The following is a 16,245-nucleotide window of genomic DNA, read 5'->3' as shown; positions in this document are numbered from 1 at the left end:
AAGCTCAAGCAGCAGGTGCATTTATAGGTGCTTGGTTTGGTGGAATTGGAGCTATTCCAGGCACAGTCATTGGTGGAGTAATCGGAGGTTTTGGTCTGGGTGTAGGTGGAAGCTATTTAGGTAGTTATCTGGGTGAAAGTGCTATTGATAATTATCACGGACGTTAAATTGAATAGATGAAGATGATAAAAAAGATTGAATTGTGGTTAAATATTTTCCATTATTGCTTATATAAAGCTGAATACAAACGTCATATGTTCACAAATAAGTTGAATCCATTTGTTCTCTTAGGTAGGCTTCCAGTGGTAAAGCGGAAATTTGAAGAGCAAGGAACAACTCTTTTAGATACGACAAATAAAATTTGGACGGATAAGCGATTTGGTTTTGGTATAATGATATCTGGAGCGGGTCTTGTAATATTTCTTTTTCTAATCATATTGTCAATATTTGATATATCAAATGGTATTCTTAAACATCCAATTAATTTTTCATGGCAACCATTTGTAATCTGCATATTATTAGCTTATTTAATATGCCACTATCTGGTGTTTATAGGGGATAAATATATCAAGTACTTTAAGAAGTTCGATAAATGGACAAGGAAAGAAAAGTGGAAATACAGCCTATTATCCTTAGCTATTATAATAGCTGTGATAGCCTTGTTTATTTACAGTTTTCGATTTTTACCAAAGCTGTAAAAAATAGTAATGGAATAGAAAGCCTCGGTCTCACGAAGCTTTCTCATGAATAAGCCTGCTTGGCTTTAGGGTAATGCTTCAAAACGTAACTTTCTTGCTCTACTATTATTTTTAGACATTAATGAATGTTTATTCTAACAATATTAAGTATCTGTTTAAAAAGTGGTTAGCTTAAAGCAACTATGAATTACAAAACCTTCAACATGGTTCTTAGTTGATATATTCACTTCCTAATGCCAACGGAGAAAGAATTGATGCCGGGTTTGTAAAGGTAACAGAAGCCGCCCGTTTGTATGATGAACGGAGCTATTACGACTCGCACCAGAGGCTAGAGCTCAGCATAGAAATTCCTGAGGATGGTATGCTGGTAGCAGAGCTGACCCACCAGGCAGATGAAGATGTGGAGATCTATTTTGACGATTTCAGCTTTAACCAATTGCAGGAAGGCTTTGAAGTATTACAGCGCATAGACTACTACCCTTTTGGGATGCCAATATCTCACAGCTATAAAAACGATACCCGAAGCCAAAACCGTTACTGGTACAATGCCGGCAGCTATTACAATGACAGTACCGGGCATTACCAAATGCACTACAGGCATTATGATGCTACTTTGGGCAGGTTCAATGTGGTAGATCCGTATGCCAATGAGTTTGCCACCTTAAGCCCTTACAACTATGGCGGCAATAACCCGATTATGTACAATGACCCGAGTGGTGGAAGGATGTATCCTGATCCGGATAACCTAAGATCATGGAGAGAGCTAGCAAGTGGTGGCGGAGGTGGCGGTTTTAGACCCGGACCTACCCATTCTATTGGTCCTGGTAGTGGTTACCATTGGAGTGATAACTTTGGTGGCAGATCCTACGGCTATGGTGGTGGATTCTATGGCTCTGGCGGAGGCGGTGGAGGTGGCTACAGTGGAGGCAACCTTACTATTGATTTCAATAACATTGGCAGATTTGGTGGACAATGGAATGCAGATGGAGGATACTCTGATTTTAGAAGCTCAAGAGAAGCTGGTATTGCTTTTGCCTCTTACAATAGCTTGCACGGCTCTTGGGGAGAAACTATATTTGGTGATTACAATACTTTTGCTGGCAGCTACAATGAAGGTGCCGGAGCTACAATATTTATACCTGAAAGACAAGTAAATACTTATGGTAGAAAGTGTTTTAGGTGTAATTCGGTGAGTAATACAAATGGGGGGAGTGATGGTTATGGAGATACCTTTAGTGAACGGATAACAAATGGAGATTTATGGCTAAAGGTAGGTAGTGATTTCTTGTTTGGTAATCCTGATGATGGTAAGATAATTGGCGAATTTCCTTCACTTCCTTTTGGTAAGAAATTGACAATAAAAGGTTTACAGATCGGGTTAAGAAATGTTAAGAATATACCAAAACTCATTGAAGCGATGAGAAATGGTACGTATGAATATAATGCTGTATGTGGAATAATTGCAGGGTATAAAGACGCTAAAGGTGTTTATTATATAAGTGAAGGTCATCATCGAATTGCTGCAGCTCAAGAAATTTTACGGACTACAGGTAATTCTGGTCCATTAAACTTATTAATCCAAAATGGTAGATAGAGTTCGGTTGCTACAGCTCCCGTAGGTGCCCGGCCGCTACCATCCACAAGTATGTGGGGGGCATTTAGAAATTGGTTAGGATATTGAGTAATATGAAAAATATGGTTTTACAGTCAGAAGGATTTACTATTGATAATTACAATTTTCCACCATTTACAGTAGAGAAAGGTGAATATCTTTCTCTACTTTTTTCAGACCCTATAGACTTTATAGTAGAAAAGAAACTTTATAAAGTTCTGTCCGGGTTGATACACAATAATCAAGTGAAGATCTTCGAGAAAATTACTCCTGTAATTGAACCTGTTCTTAAATTCAAAATCAGCTTTTTCTCAGGAAAAAAAGCTTTTAATTACTTGAAGAACAATACGGAATATTCAACTGAAAGAATTAAGGCTATTCTTGAAGATCTTAAAATTGATCCTGCTACAAATATTTATAGTTTAGGAGGGAGTCAACGAAAACTCTTATCATTAGAAGTTGCATATAATCAATCAAAAAATATTGTTATATCTACCTCAGGCTTAGATTACAGCGGAATCGAGAGAATTAAAGAAAGAATCACAAAAGAATTAAAAGAGGGTTGTTTAGTTGAAATTAATTACTTGAATTCAAAAGGTAGAGATTACTTATTAAATGATCCTACCTTAGTACGTAAGAGTGTAAAGGTGACTTTATTATAAAACTCCTTCTCTTCATAGCTTTTGGCTGGTGTCTATATAGAAAAATGTAAGAAGCGCAGCCAAATTGCACTGCCCTTACAATTGGTGTAATAACTTATGAAGTAGGTACAGACACTTGGGATGCGCATACTATTGTAAATGGGACTTTATTAATTGGTGCTGGAGTTGCTACATTCTTTGCCGCACCTGTGGTTTTGACTGGTATTGCAGCGTATGGAATTGGTGATTACTTCTTTGACTTTAGTGGAAGTATAGATGCTACTGTCGGTAGGGATTCTGGTATTTGGTAACCTTAAAAAATCTAATAATGATTTACAATATACTTAAGATAGATTATACACTTTCTCGATGGTTTTCTAAAACCAATGATAAAATTGTACCAGGTACTGCATTTTTGTTTTTAAATAAAGTATCGTTTGTTTGGGGAATGATTTTATTTATTTTATCTACTCCTGTTGGTTTAAATAATAATATAACTTTATTTGTAGGTATTGCGGTTCTTGGAGCATTTATGATTATGTATGGTCTGCAGAAACCCATGGAGCGATACATTGAAAGAAAACATTTTCATTTGTATTATAAGAATCTACCTAGAAGAAACAAAGTCTTGCATAGATTAATTGGACTGCTATCTCTTTTTGTGAGCTTTGGGTTGATGCTTCTCGTTGGGATACTTTCTTTGAAAGGCTAAACATTGCGATTCCGTTTTTTTTCGATTCTTAAATCTTATTGAAGTTTAGTAAATTTCGGAGATTTATCAGACGGTATTCATCATTTTGGTTTCAAAAACAGGCTGACTAGTCTAAGCAAGTATGGTTGGGGACCAAATTTAAATACATCCTTAATGACTGCTACTCAGGCTGAACATTACCAGAACTTAGCAGGGTTAGGACTGAGCGGCAGCGTAGGAAACGGTAGAAATTTATACTCTATTAGTGAAGGAGGCGGAAACCAACTTTTCTTTGCGGGTAGTCAAAGTGGGGGGAGTGTTCAATATGCGGGTATATTTAACGGTGATTATACTTTAAGGGATGTTGTTAATTATGGTATGGCAGGTACTGGACTTGTTCTAGGGGGTGCAGAAGCATATCTTAGAAATGTAAAGGCAGGTTATGCAGTGAAAGGAACCAAAACAGCACAAAAGGTCATAAAGAATGTGATGAATCCAAGTATTACAAAAGTTGCAAGAACTGCAAAGGGTTTAGGAGTAGCAGGTGTATTACTCAATGGAACAATTACTGGAGTCAATTGGTATAATGGGCAAGATGTAACTGCTAGTCAAGTAGCTGATTTAGCGATCAGTAATGGTCTTATTGCTGCTGGTGGTCTTGCTATAATGTCTGCTCCTGTTGCATTAATTGCGGTTGGAACCTATGGAATATTAGACTCCTTCGGGGCTTTTGATGGAATTAAGTCATATTTAGGTGGGGACACTGTGGCATTAGAAGGTTACAGACCTGATTAAATAAAATGAAAATGCATCAATATCAATTAATTCATATTCCAAGAGGTCTTTATACTCTACGACTATTGCTTATTCTAGTTGTTGCTCTTGCGTTACCATTTTTAGCTCTAATGATCATTGAAGTACACCTAAATTTCGTTTTGATTATTTCTATCTGTTTTTTGATAGCATTTCTCTTATTTAAGCTTTCAGCGAGACTTGTTAGAAATGATTTATATGCAGTGATAAACAGAGATTCACTTACTATTATTGAAACTTCATCGATAACAAAAAAGAATAGAAAATGGGAATTTAACTGGACTAATCTTAATTCTTATGTTTTCGAGACAACGCAGTATTACCATATTTTGAGACTTTATATTGCAGAAGGCAAAAAAATCACACTAACATTTGATCATAATAGCCAAGATTTTTCACGTTTTGAAAAAGACTTTCATGATAAAGTTTTAGCGATTAATAAAAACAGGGATTCTGTCATATACATGAGCCCATCAATTTATGAAACCAAAACAGGTCTAATCTTAGCCGCACTACTTGTGTTGCTGATGATTGGGTGGCCTATTGCTGCATGGTGGAATAGTAAGGATTTTCAAATAGGTCTGGCATTAATATTTTATTCTGGTGCTGGTTTCTTTATTTATATGGTTTATCAGTATCGTAGGAGTAAAAAGTGATAGATTAAAACAATTACAATACTTCCCAGTTACTTAAGTAAGTTTTAGTAATAGAAAAGTAGAAGTTAATCAACATAGAAGAGTATTCTGCAAGCTGGTATTGGCCCTGGAGATGAATTATGGAATACACTTTCTAATATCAGATAAGGAGGTGATACACCAAAGCGTCACTTTCTTGCATTATTGCTATTTAAGGATACCAAATATGTGTTTGATAACGATATTAGCTTAAAACACCAGAAATACTCTGATGAAACAAACCGTAACTAAAATTGTAATTGACATTGAATTCTGCGATGACAAATGCCATAGAAAGTGTTTCACACCTGGCTCTTATTAATAAATTAATAGGAGCCATACAAATGGCTAAAGAATTGATGCAGGATTTGTAAAAGTAACAGAAGCTGTTCGTGTGCATGATGAACGGAGCTATTACGGCCCGCACCAACGGCTGGAGCTCAGCATAGAAATTCCTGAGGACGGCATGCTGGTAGCAGAGTTGACCCACCAGACAGATGAAGATGTAGAGATCTATTTTGACGATTTTAGCTTTAACCAATTGCAGGACGGCTTTGAAGTATTGCAGCGAATGGACTACTACCCTTTCGGGTTGCCGATGGCGCACAGCTATAAAAACGATACCCGCAGCCAGAACCGCTATTGGTACAATGCCGGAAGCCGGTACAACGACAGCACCGGGCATTACCAAATGCACTACAGGCATTATGATGCTACTTTCGGCAGGTTCAATGTGGTAGATCCTTATACCAATGAGTTTGTCAATTTAGAAAATTATACTAAAGTAAAATTAAAATACAAAAGCATGCAAAAAGAGCTAACTGACCTTCTTTGCATGCTTTTAATTAAAATCTAAAAAAAATGCTTAATGACTGTGCCCTGCCTCGCTCTTATTCATCTCCGCTTGTAAATAATAAGCATTATTGTAAGCAAATACTTTCTCTTCAGGCATAGCTTCTAAAAACCTGACAGTGGCCCAATTTTTATGGGAAACCCCTGTAGTAACTTCCACTGGAATAAACATCCAACTATCACCTTCTTTTATTGCTTCGTAAACAAAATACCTATCTCCTTCTCTTACTAAAGCATCTTCGGGAAAGGCATAGGTTTCCTTGTTTCCTGTCAATATTTCCCCTCTAATATACATACCGGGAATAAGCTTGCCTGTTTCATTTTTTATTTCAGCATGCACATGAACAGCTTTAGGAGCCTGCTCAAATTTTTTCCCTACGGAGTAAATTTCTGCTACCAATTCTTCATCAGGAACATTCTCAACTGTAAACCTGACCTTTTGCCCTACTTCTACTTTAGATATGTCCTTTTCAAACACCATTAAATCAGCATGAATATGGTGTGTATTGATGATTTCAAAGAGCGTTTTCTCAGGATTAACATATTGGCCTAATTTAACATCTACTTTTATAATGGCCCCATCTATTGGGCTTATCACAGGTATTTGAGTGTAAAAGTCTCCCTCTTTAATCCTTTCAATTCGAAGTCCTAATTGTTTCAGCTGCGTTTCCATACTGCTTACCAGTCCTTTTTTAGCTTTATATTCTGATGCCGTCTGTTGAAAAGTTTTGCCCGAGCCTACCTCTTGCTCATAAAGCTTTTTCTGTCTCTCATAATCCTGCTCAAGAAAACCCAGGTCGTTATAAGCCTGAAGATATTCACCCTGCAGATTAGTGTAGGAAGGGTGCTGTAAATAAGCCAGTACCTGACCTTTCTTCACTTCCTCCCCTTCAATAACTAAGATAGATGAAATGTTCGCTCCCATAACGGCCGTTACTACGGCTTCATTTTGGGGAGGCACCTCCAGCTGACCGCTAGCTGCCACCACATCAAATATATTTCTTTTGCGCAATGTATCTACCCTCATATCCAGGCCATCAAATTGGGCAGAAGACAAATGAACAGCACTTTCCTCATTTTCATCGTGATGTTCGTCTGCATGGCCTACTTCGTGAATATGTTCTTCATTCTGTTGGCCATCTTTTTCACTGCTACAGGAAAGCAACATAGCACCTACAATTAGCAGGCCCAGTATTTTATTAATATATAATTTCATTTCGTTGTCTTTTAATTTGATGAGTTGAGGTAATATTCCATTTGAAATTTAGCTATCAGATATTCTTTGAGGGCATCTTGAGCTTTTAACTCAACCGAAATTGCCTCATTCATATGCTGAATAAATTCCATATAGCTGATTGCTCCTTCCCGAACAGCCAATATCGCTGCTTCTCTTTGTTTCTGTGAGAGGGGTATTGCTTCATTTTGATAAAATTTCCAGGAAGAAAGCCACTTTTGATACTGCTGAAGCAATGCGTTAAAATCGCTCTTTAGTTCATACTTTAATTGTTGCAGTTGTTGAGTTGCTATCTCCTGCTCAATTATGGCTGATTCCACTTCGCCCTTCAACGGCATAAAGAATAATGGAATGGATATACCTATTTGATACTGATAAAAATCAGCCTGACCACCTATTTCCTGGATACCATATTGTGCACTAAGCTTCGGTAAAAAATTTGATCTGATCACTTTTTTTTCTGCTGCTGAAATAGCAACCCTTTGATGGGCTGCTTCTAAAAGAGGGTGTTGGGTGATGGAGTCTATTTCAGCTATTGGCTGCATCCAGGCTTTTCCATCTGTAGTTACCGTAAAAATTGTATCACTCACCAACCATAGATTAAGTTTGGCAAGGGCTGCAGCATATTCATACTCAGCTTGCACCAGATCCTGAGTGACTTGTTTCACTTTATTGGATGCCGCCAAATATTCCAGTTGGGAAATTTCTTCAGTTTCTTTCTGAATGTTGGCCGCACTTTGAAAGTTAGCATATACTGAATCAAGTTCCTGGTATAATACATATTTGCTTTTACTTACAAAAGCGTCAGTATAAGCAGTTCTCACTTTTTGCTTTAGCTCCAGTTCTGAAAGGGCCAAGGCTGCCTCAGCAAGTTTAATTTTCTCCTGCTGCAGTTTCACCTTTGAGTGTATACCGAAAATATTCATATTCTGCTGCTGAATGCCAATTATTGTATATACGCCAGCTCCTCCTGATCCAATTTCTTCTCCCGCATTAAACAGCTTCGTATCACCTAAATCATAAGCACTTTTTTTGAGCACATTCTCCTGAGTTATTTTCAACTGATTAGCTTTTATTGCAGGGTAATTGTTTAATGCACGCTTTTCAGCTTCCTGCAGGGTTATGTCAGGGAAACTCTGTATTTGTTGGGCCTTTACATTTGTGGGTTTTAACACAATGAAGCTTATACAAACTGCAATAATTGCCACTGCTTTCCCATATGAACCATTCCATGTTTTTGTCTCCGTCCACCTGTAAAGAATAGGGAGTACAAATAGAGTAAGTAAGGTGGAAGTAATCATCCCTCCTATTACAACGGTAGCCAAAGGTTGTTGTACTTCTGCCCCGGCAGAGCTTGAAAGTGCCATAGGTAAAAACCCAAAAATATCGGTAAGTGCAGTAAGCATGATTGGCCTGATTCTCCGCCTGGCTCCTTCAGTAATTCTATCATTAAGATGGGTTACTCCTTCCTCCTTCAGTTCATTCCAGCCACTAATTAAAACCAAACCATTTAATACAGCTACTCCGAAAAGCACAATAAAACCTACTCCTGCAGAAATGCTAAAGGGCATATCGCGTAGCCATAGAGAAAACACACCACCTATCGCTGCCATCGGTATAGCTAAATAAATTACCAGCGTTTGCCTGAAGGATCCCAAAGCAAAGAAAATCAATATAAATATTAAAGCTAAAGCTATAGGAACCACTATCCGGAGCCTATTGGATGCTCGCTCAAGGTTTTCAAAAGCACCGCCATACCGAATATAATAGCCGGGAGGTAAGCTGAGTTCTGCTTTCAGCTTTTGCTGTATATCTCCTACTACAGATTGAATATCCCTGCCTCTAACATTAATTCCGACATAGGTTCTCCGGTTGGTATTGTCCCTGCTAATCTGCATGGGACCAGGCTCATACCTCACTTCTGCTACTTCATTTAACGGGATCTGAGCACCATGCTTTGTAGTAATATATAGATTTTTGACATGATCAATTTCTGTCCTATGTACTGAATCTAATCTTAGTACTAAATCGAACCTTCTTTCACCTTCAAAAATAACTCCGGCTTTAGCACCTGCAAAAGCGGTTTCAATAGTTCTGTTGACAGAAGAAATATTTAATCCGTATTGCGCCATTTGATCTCGCTCGTAATGGATAGTCATTTGTGGCAGACCTGTTGTTGCCTCTACTTTTAAATCACCCACTCCTTCAACACCAGCAATTATTTTACCCATTTCTTCAGCCTTTTCGGCTAAAATCTGTAAGTCTTCTCCGTATAATTTTATAGCAATATCTTCCCGAACACCGGAAATCAGTTCGTTGAACCTCATTTCTATAGGTTGAGTAAACTCAAAATTTACTCCCGGCACAATACTGATTTTCTCCTTAACGAGCTGTATCAACTCTTCTTTTGAATTGGCAGACACCCACTCTTCTTTGGGTTTAAGTATCAAAAAACAGTCCGCTATATCCATAGGCATAGGGTCGGTGGGCACATCAGACACCCCATAACGGGTTAAAGCATGCTCTACTTCAGGGAAGTTCTCTAAAATGATTTGTTCTATTTTAGTAGAAGTTTTTATGCCTTCTGATAAGGAGCTACCGGGCTTTAAAATTATATGGAAAGCAATATCACCTTCATCTAACTGAGGAATAAACTCACTTCCTGAGCGTATAAATATAAAAACACTTAAAATAAGTAAAGCTAAGGAAGTGCCCATTATCAGGAAGGTATTTTTTAATGCGCTGCTTAATGAGTGATGATATTTTACCTCCACCCAGTTTACTACTTTATCTCCCCAGCTCATTCTTTCTTTTCCTGAAACTTTTAAAAACAAGGCTGACATTACAGGAACATAGGTAAGGCATAAAATCATAGCTCCCATCATGGCAAAAATAAAGGTAAGTGCCATTGGCTGAAACATTTTCCCTTCTACTCCTTCCAGAAAAAGTATAGGTAAAAAGACTATCAGAATGATTAACTGACCGAAAAAGGCTGAGTTCATCATTTTTGAAGAAGCCTGATAGGTACTTTCATCCCGCTCTTGCTTATCAATGGTTTTTCCCTTTTTCATTCTGCTGTAAAGAAAAAATACCGTACCCTCTACTATAATAACAGCACCATCTACAATTATTCCAAAATCAATGGCTCCTAAGCTCATTAAATTCGCCCACACATCAAAAATATACATTAAAATGAAGGCAAAGAGTAAAGAAAGTGGTATAGTAGATGCTACTATAAGGCCTCCTCTGAAATTTCCCAGGAGAAATACAAGCACAAAAATAACAATCAATGCACCTTCTATAAGGTTGGTAGTAATCGTTCCTGTTGTGCGTTCAATCAGTTCGCTTCTATCCAGAAAAGGAGCTATAGAAATGCCCTCAGGTAGAGATTCCTGAATTTGTTCCAGCCTGGCCTTTACATTTGAAATTACTTCATTTGAATTAGCTCCTTTTAACATAAAAATAATTCCGCCAACAGCTTCCCCCTGCCCATCTTTACTAAAAGCGCCATACCTAACGGCCGTACCATACCTCACTTCGGCAATATCTTTAATTTGAACGGGTATGTTATTGATAGTTTTAACAACTATGCTTTCTATGTCTTCAACATTTCTGGCCAAACCTTCTCCCCTGATAAAATTAGCCATATGGTTTTTTTCGATATAGGCCCCTCCTGTATTCTGATTGTTCAACTGCAATGATTGATATACATCGTTCAGCGAAAGGCCAATTGCCTTAAGTTCATCAGGATTGACAGCTACTTCGTACTGTTTAATATTACCGCCAAAGGCATTTACCTCCACTACGCCTGGTACCATCGCCATCTGTCGTCTGATAATCCAGTCCTGAATAGTTCGCAGGTCAGTTAATGAATATTTATCTTTTGCAGAGGAATCAACTGCTAAAGTATATTGAAGTATTTCCCCGAGGCCTGTAGAGATAGGTCCCATGAAAATTTTGCCAAAGCCTTCAGGAATTTCAGCTCTGACACTATTCAGTTTTTCAGAAACCAACTGTCTTGGCAGGTAGGTCCCCATATCCTCTTCAAAAACTATAGTTACTACGGAAAGCCCAAAACGCGAGGTAGATCTTATTTCTAGCACCCCGGGCAAATTGGCCATTGCCAGCTCCACCGGATAGGTGATAAACTGTTCAATATCTTCTGTTCCCAGATTAGGTGCCTGCGTCATTACCTGCACCTGGTTATTGGTTATATCAGGAACTGCATCTATAGGAACCTGGGTAATACTCCATATTCCTGCTATTATTAAAGAAATTGTGAATAGAGAAATGATTAGCTTATTCTTAATAGAAAAAGCTATTATTCGATTGATCATAGAATAAAATTTAATTAAACTGAAAGAAATAAAAGGAATGCCAGGTTAACCTTGCTATCCTTTAAAAGTAGTTTAATTAAACCTGAGGAGGCTGAAAAAGAGATACAGCGTATGCTGAATTGATATTTGAAAAGTAAATACTTGAATTAGTATGGCTTGTAAAACCTATATTATCAAGCGAAACGCTTTCCACAAAAGCAAAAAAGATAGGTGTATGGCAGCAGTTATGATCACCTTGTAAAGGAAGGTCCTCATGCTCGGAATTATGGTGATCCGGCTGATCAGTGGATTCATCAGCCAGATAGTCATTTAAAAGAAATTGGATAAATGAGCCTTCATTACAAATAATATGCTCCTGATAATGCTCATAAAGGTTAGGGAGTTTATTAAGCTCACAACACAAATCCATTTTAGGAGCAATACTTTGCACCAGAAAAAACAAAGAAAAGAATATGGATTGATAGAGCTTCATGGTTTTAGCAAAGATAAAAACAATACAATAAAATTCCGATGCTTTCTATAAATAATCCCGCAATAAGCTAAAGTAGAAATCCTCCCTCTGAACCACCATTTAAAGTGGAAATGAGTAGTTTCATCGAGTAGTTAATTAATATTTTCCATAAATGCATCATTATAAGCTCTTTATTGTCTTATTTTACTCTATAATTCAATAGTTAATGTATCAAGTAAAGGCACTGTTTCTATTCTTTTTCTTATGCTGCTTTTCAACAGTAGTGGCTCAGCCCTTTGTAATTGATTTGAGAGGAAAAGACCTGGTTAATCACCCTGAAAGATTATCTAACCAATGGCAAATGAAGTTCGGAGAATTACTTTCTGCAGAAGAAATGCAGGCTATTACAGATAAAAACTTTCAGAAAGTACCCGGGTTCTGGAATTCTGACGCTTATGACGGAGAAAAACTTCCGGGAACAGGTTATGCCACTTACTATATAAAAGTACTTGTTGATAAAGACGGACCTCAGCTGGCTATCAACCCTTCGATTACCAGCACTGCCTACAAGTTATTTATCAATGGAATAGTTTTTGGGGAAATAGGTAAAGTAGGTGTTTCCAAAGAAGAAGCGGAACCTAACTATATCAAAAAAATTTATAAACTACCTGAAAACACAGAGGAGCTGGATATTGTATTACATGTTTCCAATTTCCATTATCGAAAAGGCGGAATGGGAAGAGCTCCTATAATAGGAAGCTATGAAGCCTTAATCGATAACCGCAGTAAAAAAATTGCCGTCCTGTTTTTTCTGATGGGATCCATTTTCTTTATGGGGCTCTATCACGTGGGGATAAGCCTATTTCACAGAAGAGATAAACTAGCCATCTATTTTTCTTTGGTTTGCTTTTTAACCATTTTAAGATCACTTAGTGTTGATGAATATCTTTTAATTGAGTATTTAAAGTTTCCCTGGTGGTTAAGTACCAAAGTAGAACTCGTCAGTTTTTTTCTTATCCTGGGCTTCACTATCCAGTTTATTTACCACATGTTTCCGTCATTTATTCCTAAATTCTTCACTACCCTCCCCTACTATCTTGCTGTGGGGGCCAGTATAGTAACAGCTATTCTACCTATGCTGTATAGCTCATATCTTGTTCCGGTAATGCAGATTACCACCTTTTTAACAGGTGTAGGCTTACTATTCTTTATAGCAAAAGAGAGTTTGAAAGGAGACAAAGAAGTACTGATAGCATTAATCGGTTTCATTTTTCTTTTTGGGGTAAGCGCTGTAGAAATCATGGTGCACAGACTCCAACTGGTAGGTGATTTGGTGTTTGCATTCGGTATCTTCATATACCTGTTCTCCCATGTGGTAATCATGGGTCTTAGGTTCAATACTACTTTTGAGAAAAATGAAGAATTAGGGGAAGCATTGCAATCTGCTAATAAAGAATTAGAGGCTAAAGTTTTAGCCAGAACCAAGCAGCTGGATATTAAAAATAAAGAACTCATTAAAGGAAATGAGGAGCTTAAGCGCACAAACGAAGAAAAAAACGGATTAATTCATATTGTAGCTCATGATTTAAAATCACCATTATCTAATAATATAGGATTGATTCAACTGATGCGTATGGATAAAGATGTTTCTGCTGAGCAACTCATCTATTTAAACCATCTGGAAAAGTCGAATAACCAGGGAATGAGCCTGATCAACGATCTATTGGTGCTCTACAATTTAGAAACCCAAAAAGAGATCAATATTAAACCTATTGAGGTTCAGCCTTATTTTTCAGAAGTGCTCAAAAAATATACTGGAATGGCCAGCCAAAAACAGATTGAACTACGAGAAAAAATAGACACTGAGGAGGGCGCATTTTATACAGATAAGAGTTTATTAAACCGCATATTAGATAACCTGATATCAAATGCGATTAAGTTTTCACACCCCAATACATCAGTTACTGTTAAAGCGAGCTTAAAAAATAACAAGCTGAAAATTTCTGTGGCTGATAAAGGAACAGGTATACTGGAGGAAGAACAGCATAAAATATTCAAAAAATTCCAGAAAATGAGCAATAAGCCTACCGGTAATGAAAGCAGCTCAGGGCTTGGGTTGTCTATCGTAAAAGAGCTTGTTGAAAGGTTACAGGGAGAAGTCAGTTTTAGGAGCTATCCCGGAAAGGGAAGCACTTTTTACGTAGATCTTCCCAACCTCAAGAATAGCTAAATCAATTAGGTGCTTACCCAATTAAGGCTTTATATGCCTATTCTCGGTCAGCATAGCCTTTACAAAATAAAATATTTAACAATAATTCCACCTAAAAGCCATACGTAGCTTATAAAAGCTAACCATTTTAAGGTCTTTTCCATTGCCATACTTTTGGGAGCCATCTCTTTATGATACTTCACCTCTTTCCCTTTAAAGAAACCAAAATAAATAAGAATTCCTGAAACAAGTAAAAATGCTACGTTCAGGTAAAAAGTATAGTCAAATTGGAAATGGTCTGTTTCCGTAATACTTTTTCCTGCTGAAGGCTCGGGCAGGAGATTAAAAAGGTTAAAACCATAGTGTAACAGTAAAGAAGCACCTATCAGAGAAGTGAAAAGTAAAAACAAGATAAAAAGAGACATCTTCCATCCATAGTATTTCGCATTTATTCTCAAGACAGGAAACACCACCAAATCGCTGAAAATAAATGCCATGACTCCTGCAAAACTCACACCTTTCCCAAACAATAAAGCTGCCAGCGGAATGTTACCCATTGAACCTATAAAGGTAAGAAAAGCAGCTACGGGGCCTACTATTACATGTTCCAATAGGGTGAAAAAACCAAAAGAAGCCTGTTCTTCACCTGTATTAATGAAAAGGGTTTCAAAAAAAGTATCAGGTACAAATGCGGAAACCAGTCCTGCAATAGTGAAGCCTACAGTTACATCTTTCCAAACCATTTTCCATTCCATGCCATATTGCTTTCCTACTTTAGCCCAACTCTCTGAAGATTTTAATTTCTCCTGAAAAGACTTTTCATCCTCTTTGCTATCGTGATCCTCTTGCAAATTTTCTTTAGCTCTTTTTATAAGCTTTTTCGGATTAATCAATCTGATTAAAAGCCAGCTACTGAGTATAAGTAGCATCCCTCCTACATATTCTCCCACCACAAACTGCCAGCCCAAAAAAATGGAAATGATAATACCCAATTCAATTACCAGGTTAGTAGAAGCCAATAAGAATGCGATAGAGGATACAAAGCTTGCTCCTTTTTGAAATAGTGATTTAGAGGTAGCTAAGGCAGCAAAACTGCATGAGCTACTAATAAACCCAAAGAAAGTGCCTAAGAGTACGCCTTTACCCTCATCTTTCCCCATGCTTTGCTGCATACGCTTTTCAGTAATGAAAACCTGAATCAAACTACTCACGGCATAACCAAGCACGAATGCCCAGAGAGCCATCCAAAAAAATCCTGCAGAGGTATTAGCTGCCTCTCCCCATCTTTGTAAAAAATCATTCATATTTAAATATTATCTGCTTAACTAATACATTGATGCCCTTATAAAGGAAATGATTCAGATAAGCTAAATAAAAGCTTTCACCTTAAGTTTGCTATAAAACTTCCTTAGTGCTTCCACAGCGTAACATTGTTTCTCCAAAATACGGGTTCTCTATTTGCTCAGAGCTGCTAAGCCAATAAGCACCTTCATCATTCAAAGCCATAGGGCAATACTGCCAATAGATTTCATAGTCAAGAATATTTGTCATCTTCAGCATATCATACATTACCGTAGAAAGCTCGCTAAACTTTTTTCTCTGCTCTTCCAATTGTACAGCCTGCATAATGCTTTTTGCCGGGCGGGATATTGACTCTGCCAATTCACTATCTTTATTATCCAAAACCTGCTGCATAGAAGCAGCTGAGGCACTTGCTTTTTCCAACTCCCCCTCTACTAAGGCTTGCTTAATCTCTAGATAGAATGAAAGCAACTTAGTGGCTTCGTCTTTTCTTAAGTCATAATTTTGCTCTAACATCTTTAGATTCTCGTCATCATCCCCTGCCAGGGTTTTAGGACTTACTGGTTCTTCCTCAGAGCCTAAGGTTTTAGGGTTTTCGTATGATTCATTTTCATAAACATCCTCACTTTCAGCATTATCCCCTGCTTTATTTTGACAGGATGATATTATAAAAATTGAGGTAATTAGCATTGAAATTATATTTCTCATATCTGATATTATTAGTTACTTAT

The 16,245-nt window shown here is 37.5% G+C and carries 13 protein-coding genes; 8 read left to right on the top strand and 5 right to left on the bottom strand.

Translation table 11 applies throughout. The features are described from left to right. Positions 1-176 precede the first annotated feature (176 nt). The 7 genes from IEV85_RS09580 (at position 177) to IEV85_RS09550 (ending at position 5,985) form a co-directional block, all read left to right on the top strand. A complete protein-coding gene (locus IEV85_RS09580; RefSeq protein ID WP_229712550.1) occupies positions 177-698 on the top strand; it encodes a hypothetical protein in 522 nt (173 codons plus the stop codon). Between the two features lie 214 nt (positions 699-912). Then, on the top strand, positions 913-2,292 hold the full coding sequence (locus IEV85_RS09575; protein WP_188462681.1) for an RHS repeat-associated core domain-containing protein: 1,380 nt from the start codon (positions 913-915) through the stop codon (positions 2,290-2,292). A 92-nt stretch (positions 2,293-2,384) separates the two neighbouring features. After that, entirely contained in the window at positions 2,385-2,972 is a 588-nt protein-coding gene (locus tag IEV85_RS09570) for a P-loop NTPase family protein (protein ID WP_188462679.1), read from the top strand. 307 nt (positions 2,973-3,279) lie between these two features. Continuing rightward, the gene (locus IEV85_RS09565) at positions 3,280-3,663 is read left to right on the top strand and encodes a hypothetical protein (RefSeq protein WP_188462678.1); all 384 of its coding nucleotides are present in this window, start codon (positions 3,280-3,282) and stop codon (positions 3,661-3,663) included. Between the two features lie 153 nt (positions 3,664-3,816). Then, the gene (locus IEV85_RS09560; RefSeq protein WP_188462676.1) at positions 3,817-4,437 is read left to right on the top strand and encodes a hypothetical protein; all 621 of its coding nucleotides are present in this window, start codon (positions 3,817-3,819) and stop codon (positions 4,435-4,437) included. Positions 4,438-4,448: 11 nt separating this feature from the next. Then, entirely contained in the window at positions 4,449-5,111 is a 663-nt protein-coding gene (locus IEV85_RS09555) for a hypothetical protein (protein ID WP_188462674.1), read from the top strand. A gap of 412 nt (positions 5,112-5,523) precedes the next feature. Beyond that, complete coding sequence (locus tag IEV85_RS09550; RefSeq protein WP_188462672.1) at positions 5,524-5,985, top strand: hypothetical protein; 462 nt, start codon at positions 5,524-5,526, stop codon at positions 5,983-5,985. A 9-nt stretch (positions 5,986-5,994) separates the two neighbouring features. Here IEV85_RS09550 and IEV85_RS09545 read toward each other — a convergent pair whose 3' ends face one another. The 3 genes from IEV85_RS09545 to IEV85_RS09535 form a co-directional block, all read right to left on the bottom strand. Then, on the bottom strand, positions 5,995-7,197 hold the full coding sequence (locus tag IEV85_RS09545; RefSeq protein ID WP_188462670.1) for an efflux RND transporter periplasmic adaptor subunit: 1,203 nt from the start codon (positions 7,195-7,197) through the stop codon (positions 5,995-5,997). An 11-nt stretch (positions 7,198-7,208) separates the two neighbouring features. Continuing rightward, positions 7,209-11,552 carry a CusA/CzcA family heavy metal efflux RND transporter gene (locus IEV85_RS09540; RefSeq protein ID WP_188462668.1) on the bottom strand — a complete coding sequence of 1,448 codons (4,344 nt, stop codon included), beginning with the start codon at positions 11,550-11,552 and terminating at the stop codon, positions 7,209-7,211. A gap of 76 nt (positions 11,553-11,628) precedes the next feature. After that, a complete protein-coding gene (locus tag IEV85_RS09535) occupies positions 11,629-12,024 on the bottom strand; it encodes a hypothetical protein (RefSeq protein ID WP_188462666.1) in 396 nt (131 codons plus the stop codon). A gap of 205 nt (positions 12,025-12,229) precedes the next feature. Between IEV85_RS09535 and IEV85_RS09530 the strand changes: the two genes are divergently transcribed. Beyond that, a complete protein-coding gene (locus IEV85_RS09530) occupies positions 12,230-14,233 on the top strand; it encodes an ATP-binding protein (protein ID WP_188462664.1) in 2,004 nt (667 codons plus the stop codon). A gap of 59 nt (positions 14,234-14,292) precedes the next feature. On the opposite strand, the gene IEV85_RS09525 is transcribed toward IEV85_RS09530, so the two are convergent. Both IEV85_RS09525 and IEV85_RS09520 read right to left on the bottom strand, forming a co-directional pair. Next, positions 14,293-15,516: a permease gene (locus IEV85_RS09525; RefSeq protein ID WP_188462662.1), complete on the bottom strand. Its 1,224-nt coding sequence runs from the start codon at positions 15,514-15,516 to the stop codon at positions 14,293-14,295. A gap of 91 nt (positions 15,517-15,607) precedes the next feature. Further along, entirely contained in the window at positions 15,608-16,222 is a 615-nt protein-coding gene (locus IEV85_RS09520) for a DUF3347 domain-containing protein (protein ID WP_188462660.1), read from the bottom strand. Positions 16,223-16,245: the final 23 nt, after the last annotated feature.

The organism is Marivirga lumbricoides (assembly GCF_014636295.1).
GTDB lineage: Bacteria > Bacteroidota > Bacteroidia > Cytophagales > Cyclobacteriaceae > Marivirga > Marivirga lumbricoides.
This window is presented reverse-complemented; position numbering and strand designations above follow the sequence as displayed.

Excerpts from the sequence above, each read along its gene's own strand:
- IEV85_RS09580 (WP_229712550.1), top strand. The coding sequence starts at position 177 with ATGAAGATGATAAAAAAGATTGAATTGTGGTTAAATATTTTCCATTAT.
- IEV85_RS09570 (WP_188462679.1), top strand. The coding sequence starts at position 2,385 with ATGAAAAATATGGTTTTACAGTCAGAAGGATTTACTATTGATAATTAC.
- IEV85_RS09565 (WP_188462678.1), top strand. The coding sequence starts at position 3,280 with ATGATTTACAATATACTTAAGATAGATTATACACTTTCTCGATGGTTT.
- IEV85_RS09560 (WP_188462676.1), top strand. The coding sequence starts at position 3,817 with ATGACTGCTACTCAGGCTGAACATTACCAGAACTTAGCAGGGTTAGGA.
- IEV85_RS09555 (WP_188462674.1), top strand. The coding sequence starts at position 4,449 with ATGCATCAATATCAATTAATTCATATTCCAAGAGGTCTTTATACTCTA.
- IEV85_RS09545 (WP_188462670.1), bottom strand. The coding sequence starts at position 7,197 with ATGAAATTATATATTAATAAAATACTGGGCCTGCTAATTGTAGGTGCT.
- IEV85_RS09540 (WP_188462668.1), bottom strand. The coding sequence starts at position 11,552 with ATGATCAATCGAATAATAGCTTTTTCTATTAAGAATAAGCTAATCATT.
- IEV85_RS09535 (WP_188462666.1), bottom strand. The coding sequence starts at position 12,024 with ATGAAGCTCTATCAATCCATATTCTTTTCTTTGTTTTTTCTGGTGCAA.
- IEV85_RS09530 (WP_188462664.1), top strand. The coding sequence starts at position 12,230 with ATGTATCAAGTAAAGGCACTGTTTCTATTCTTTTTCTTATGCTGCTTT.
- IEV85_RS09525 (WP_188462662.1), bottom strand. The coding sequence starts at position 15,516 with ATGAATGATTTTTTACAAAGATGGGGAGAGGCAGCTAATACCTCTGCA.
- IEV85_RS09520 (WP_188462660.1), bottom strand. The coding sequence starts at position 16,222 with ATGAGAAATATAATTTCAATGCTAATTACCTCAATTTTTATAATATCA.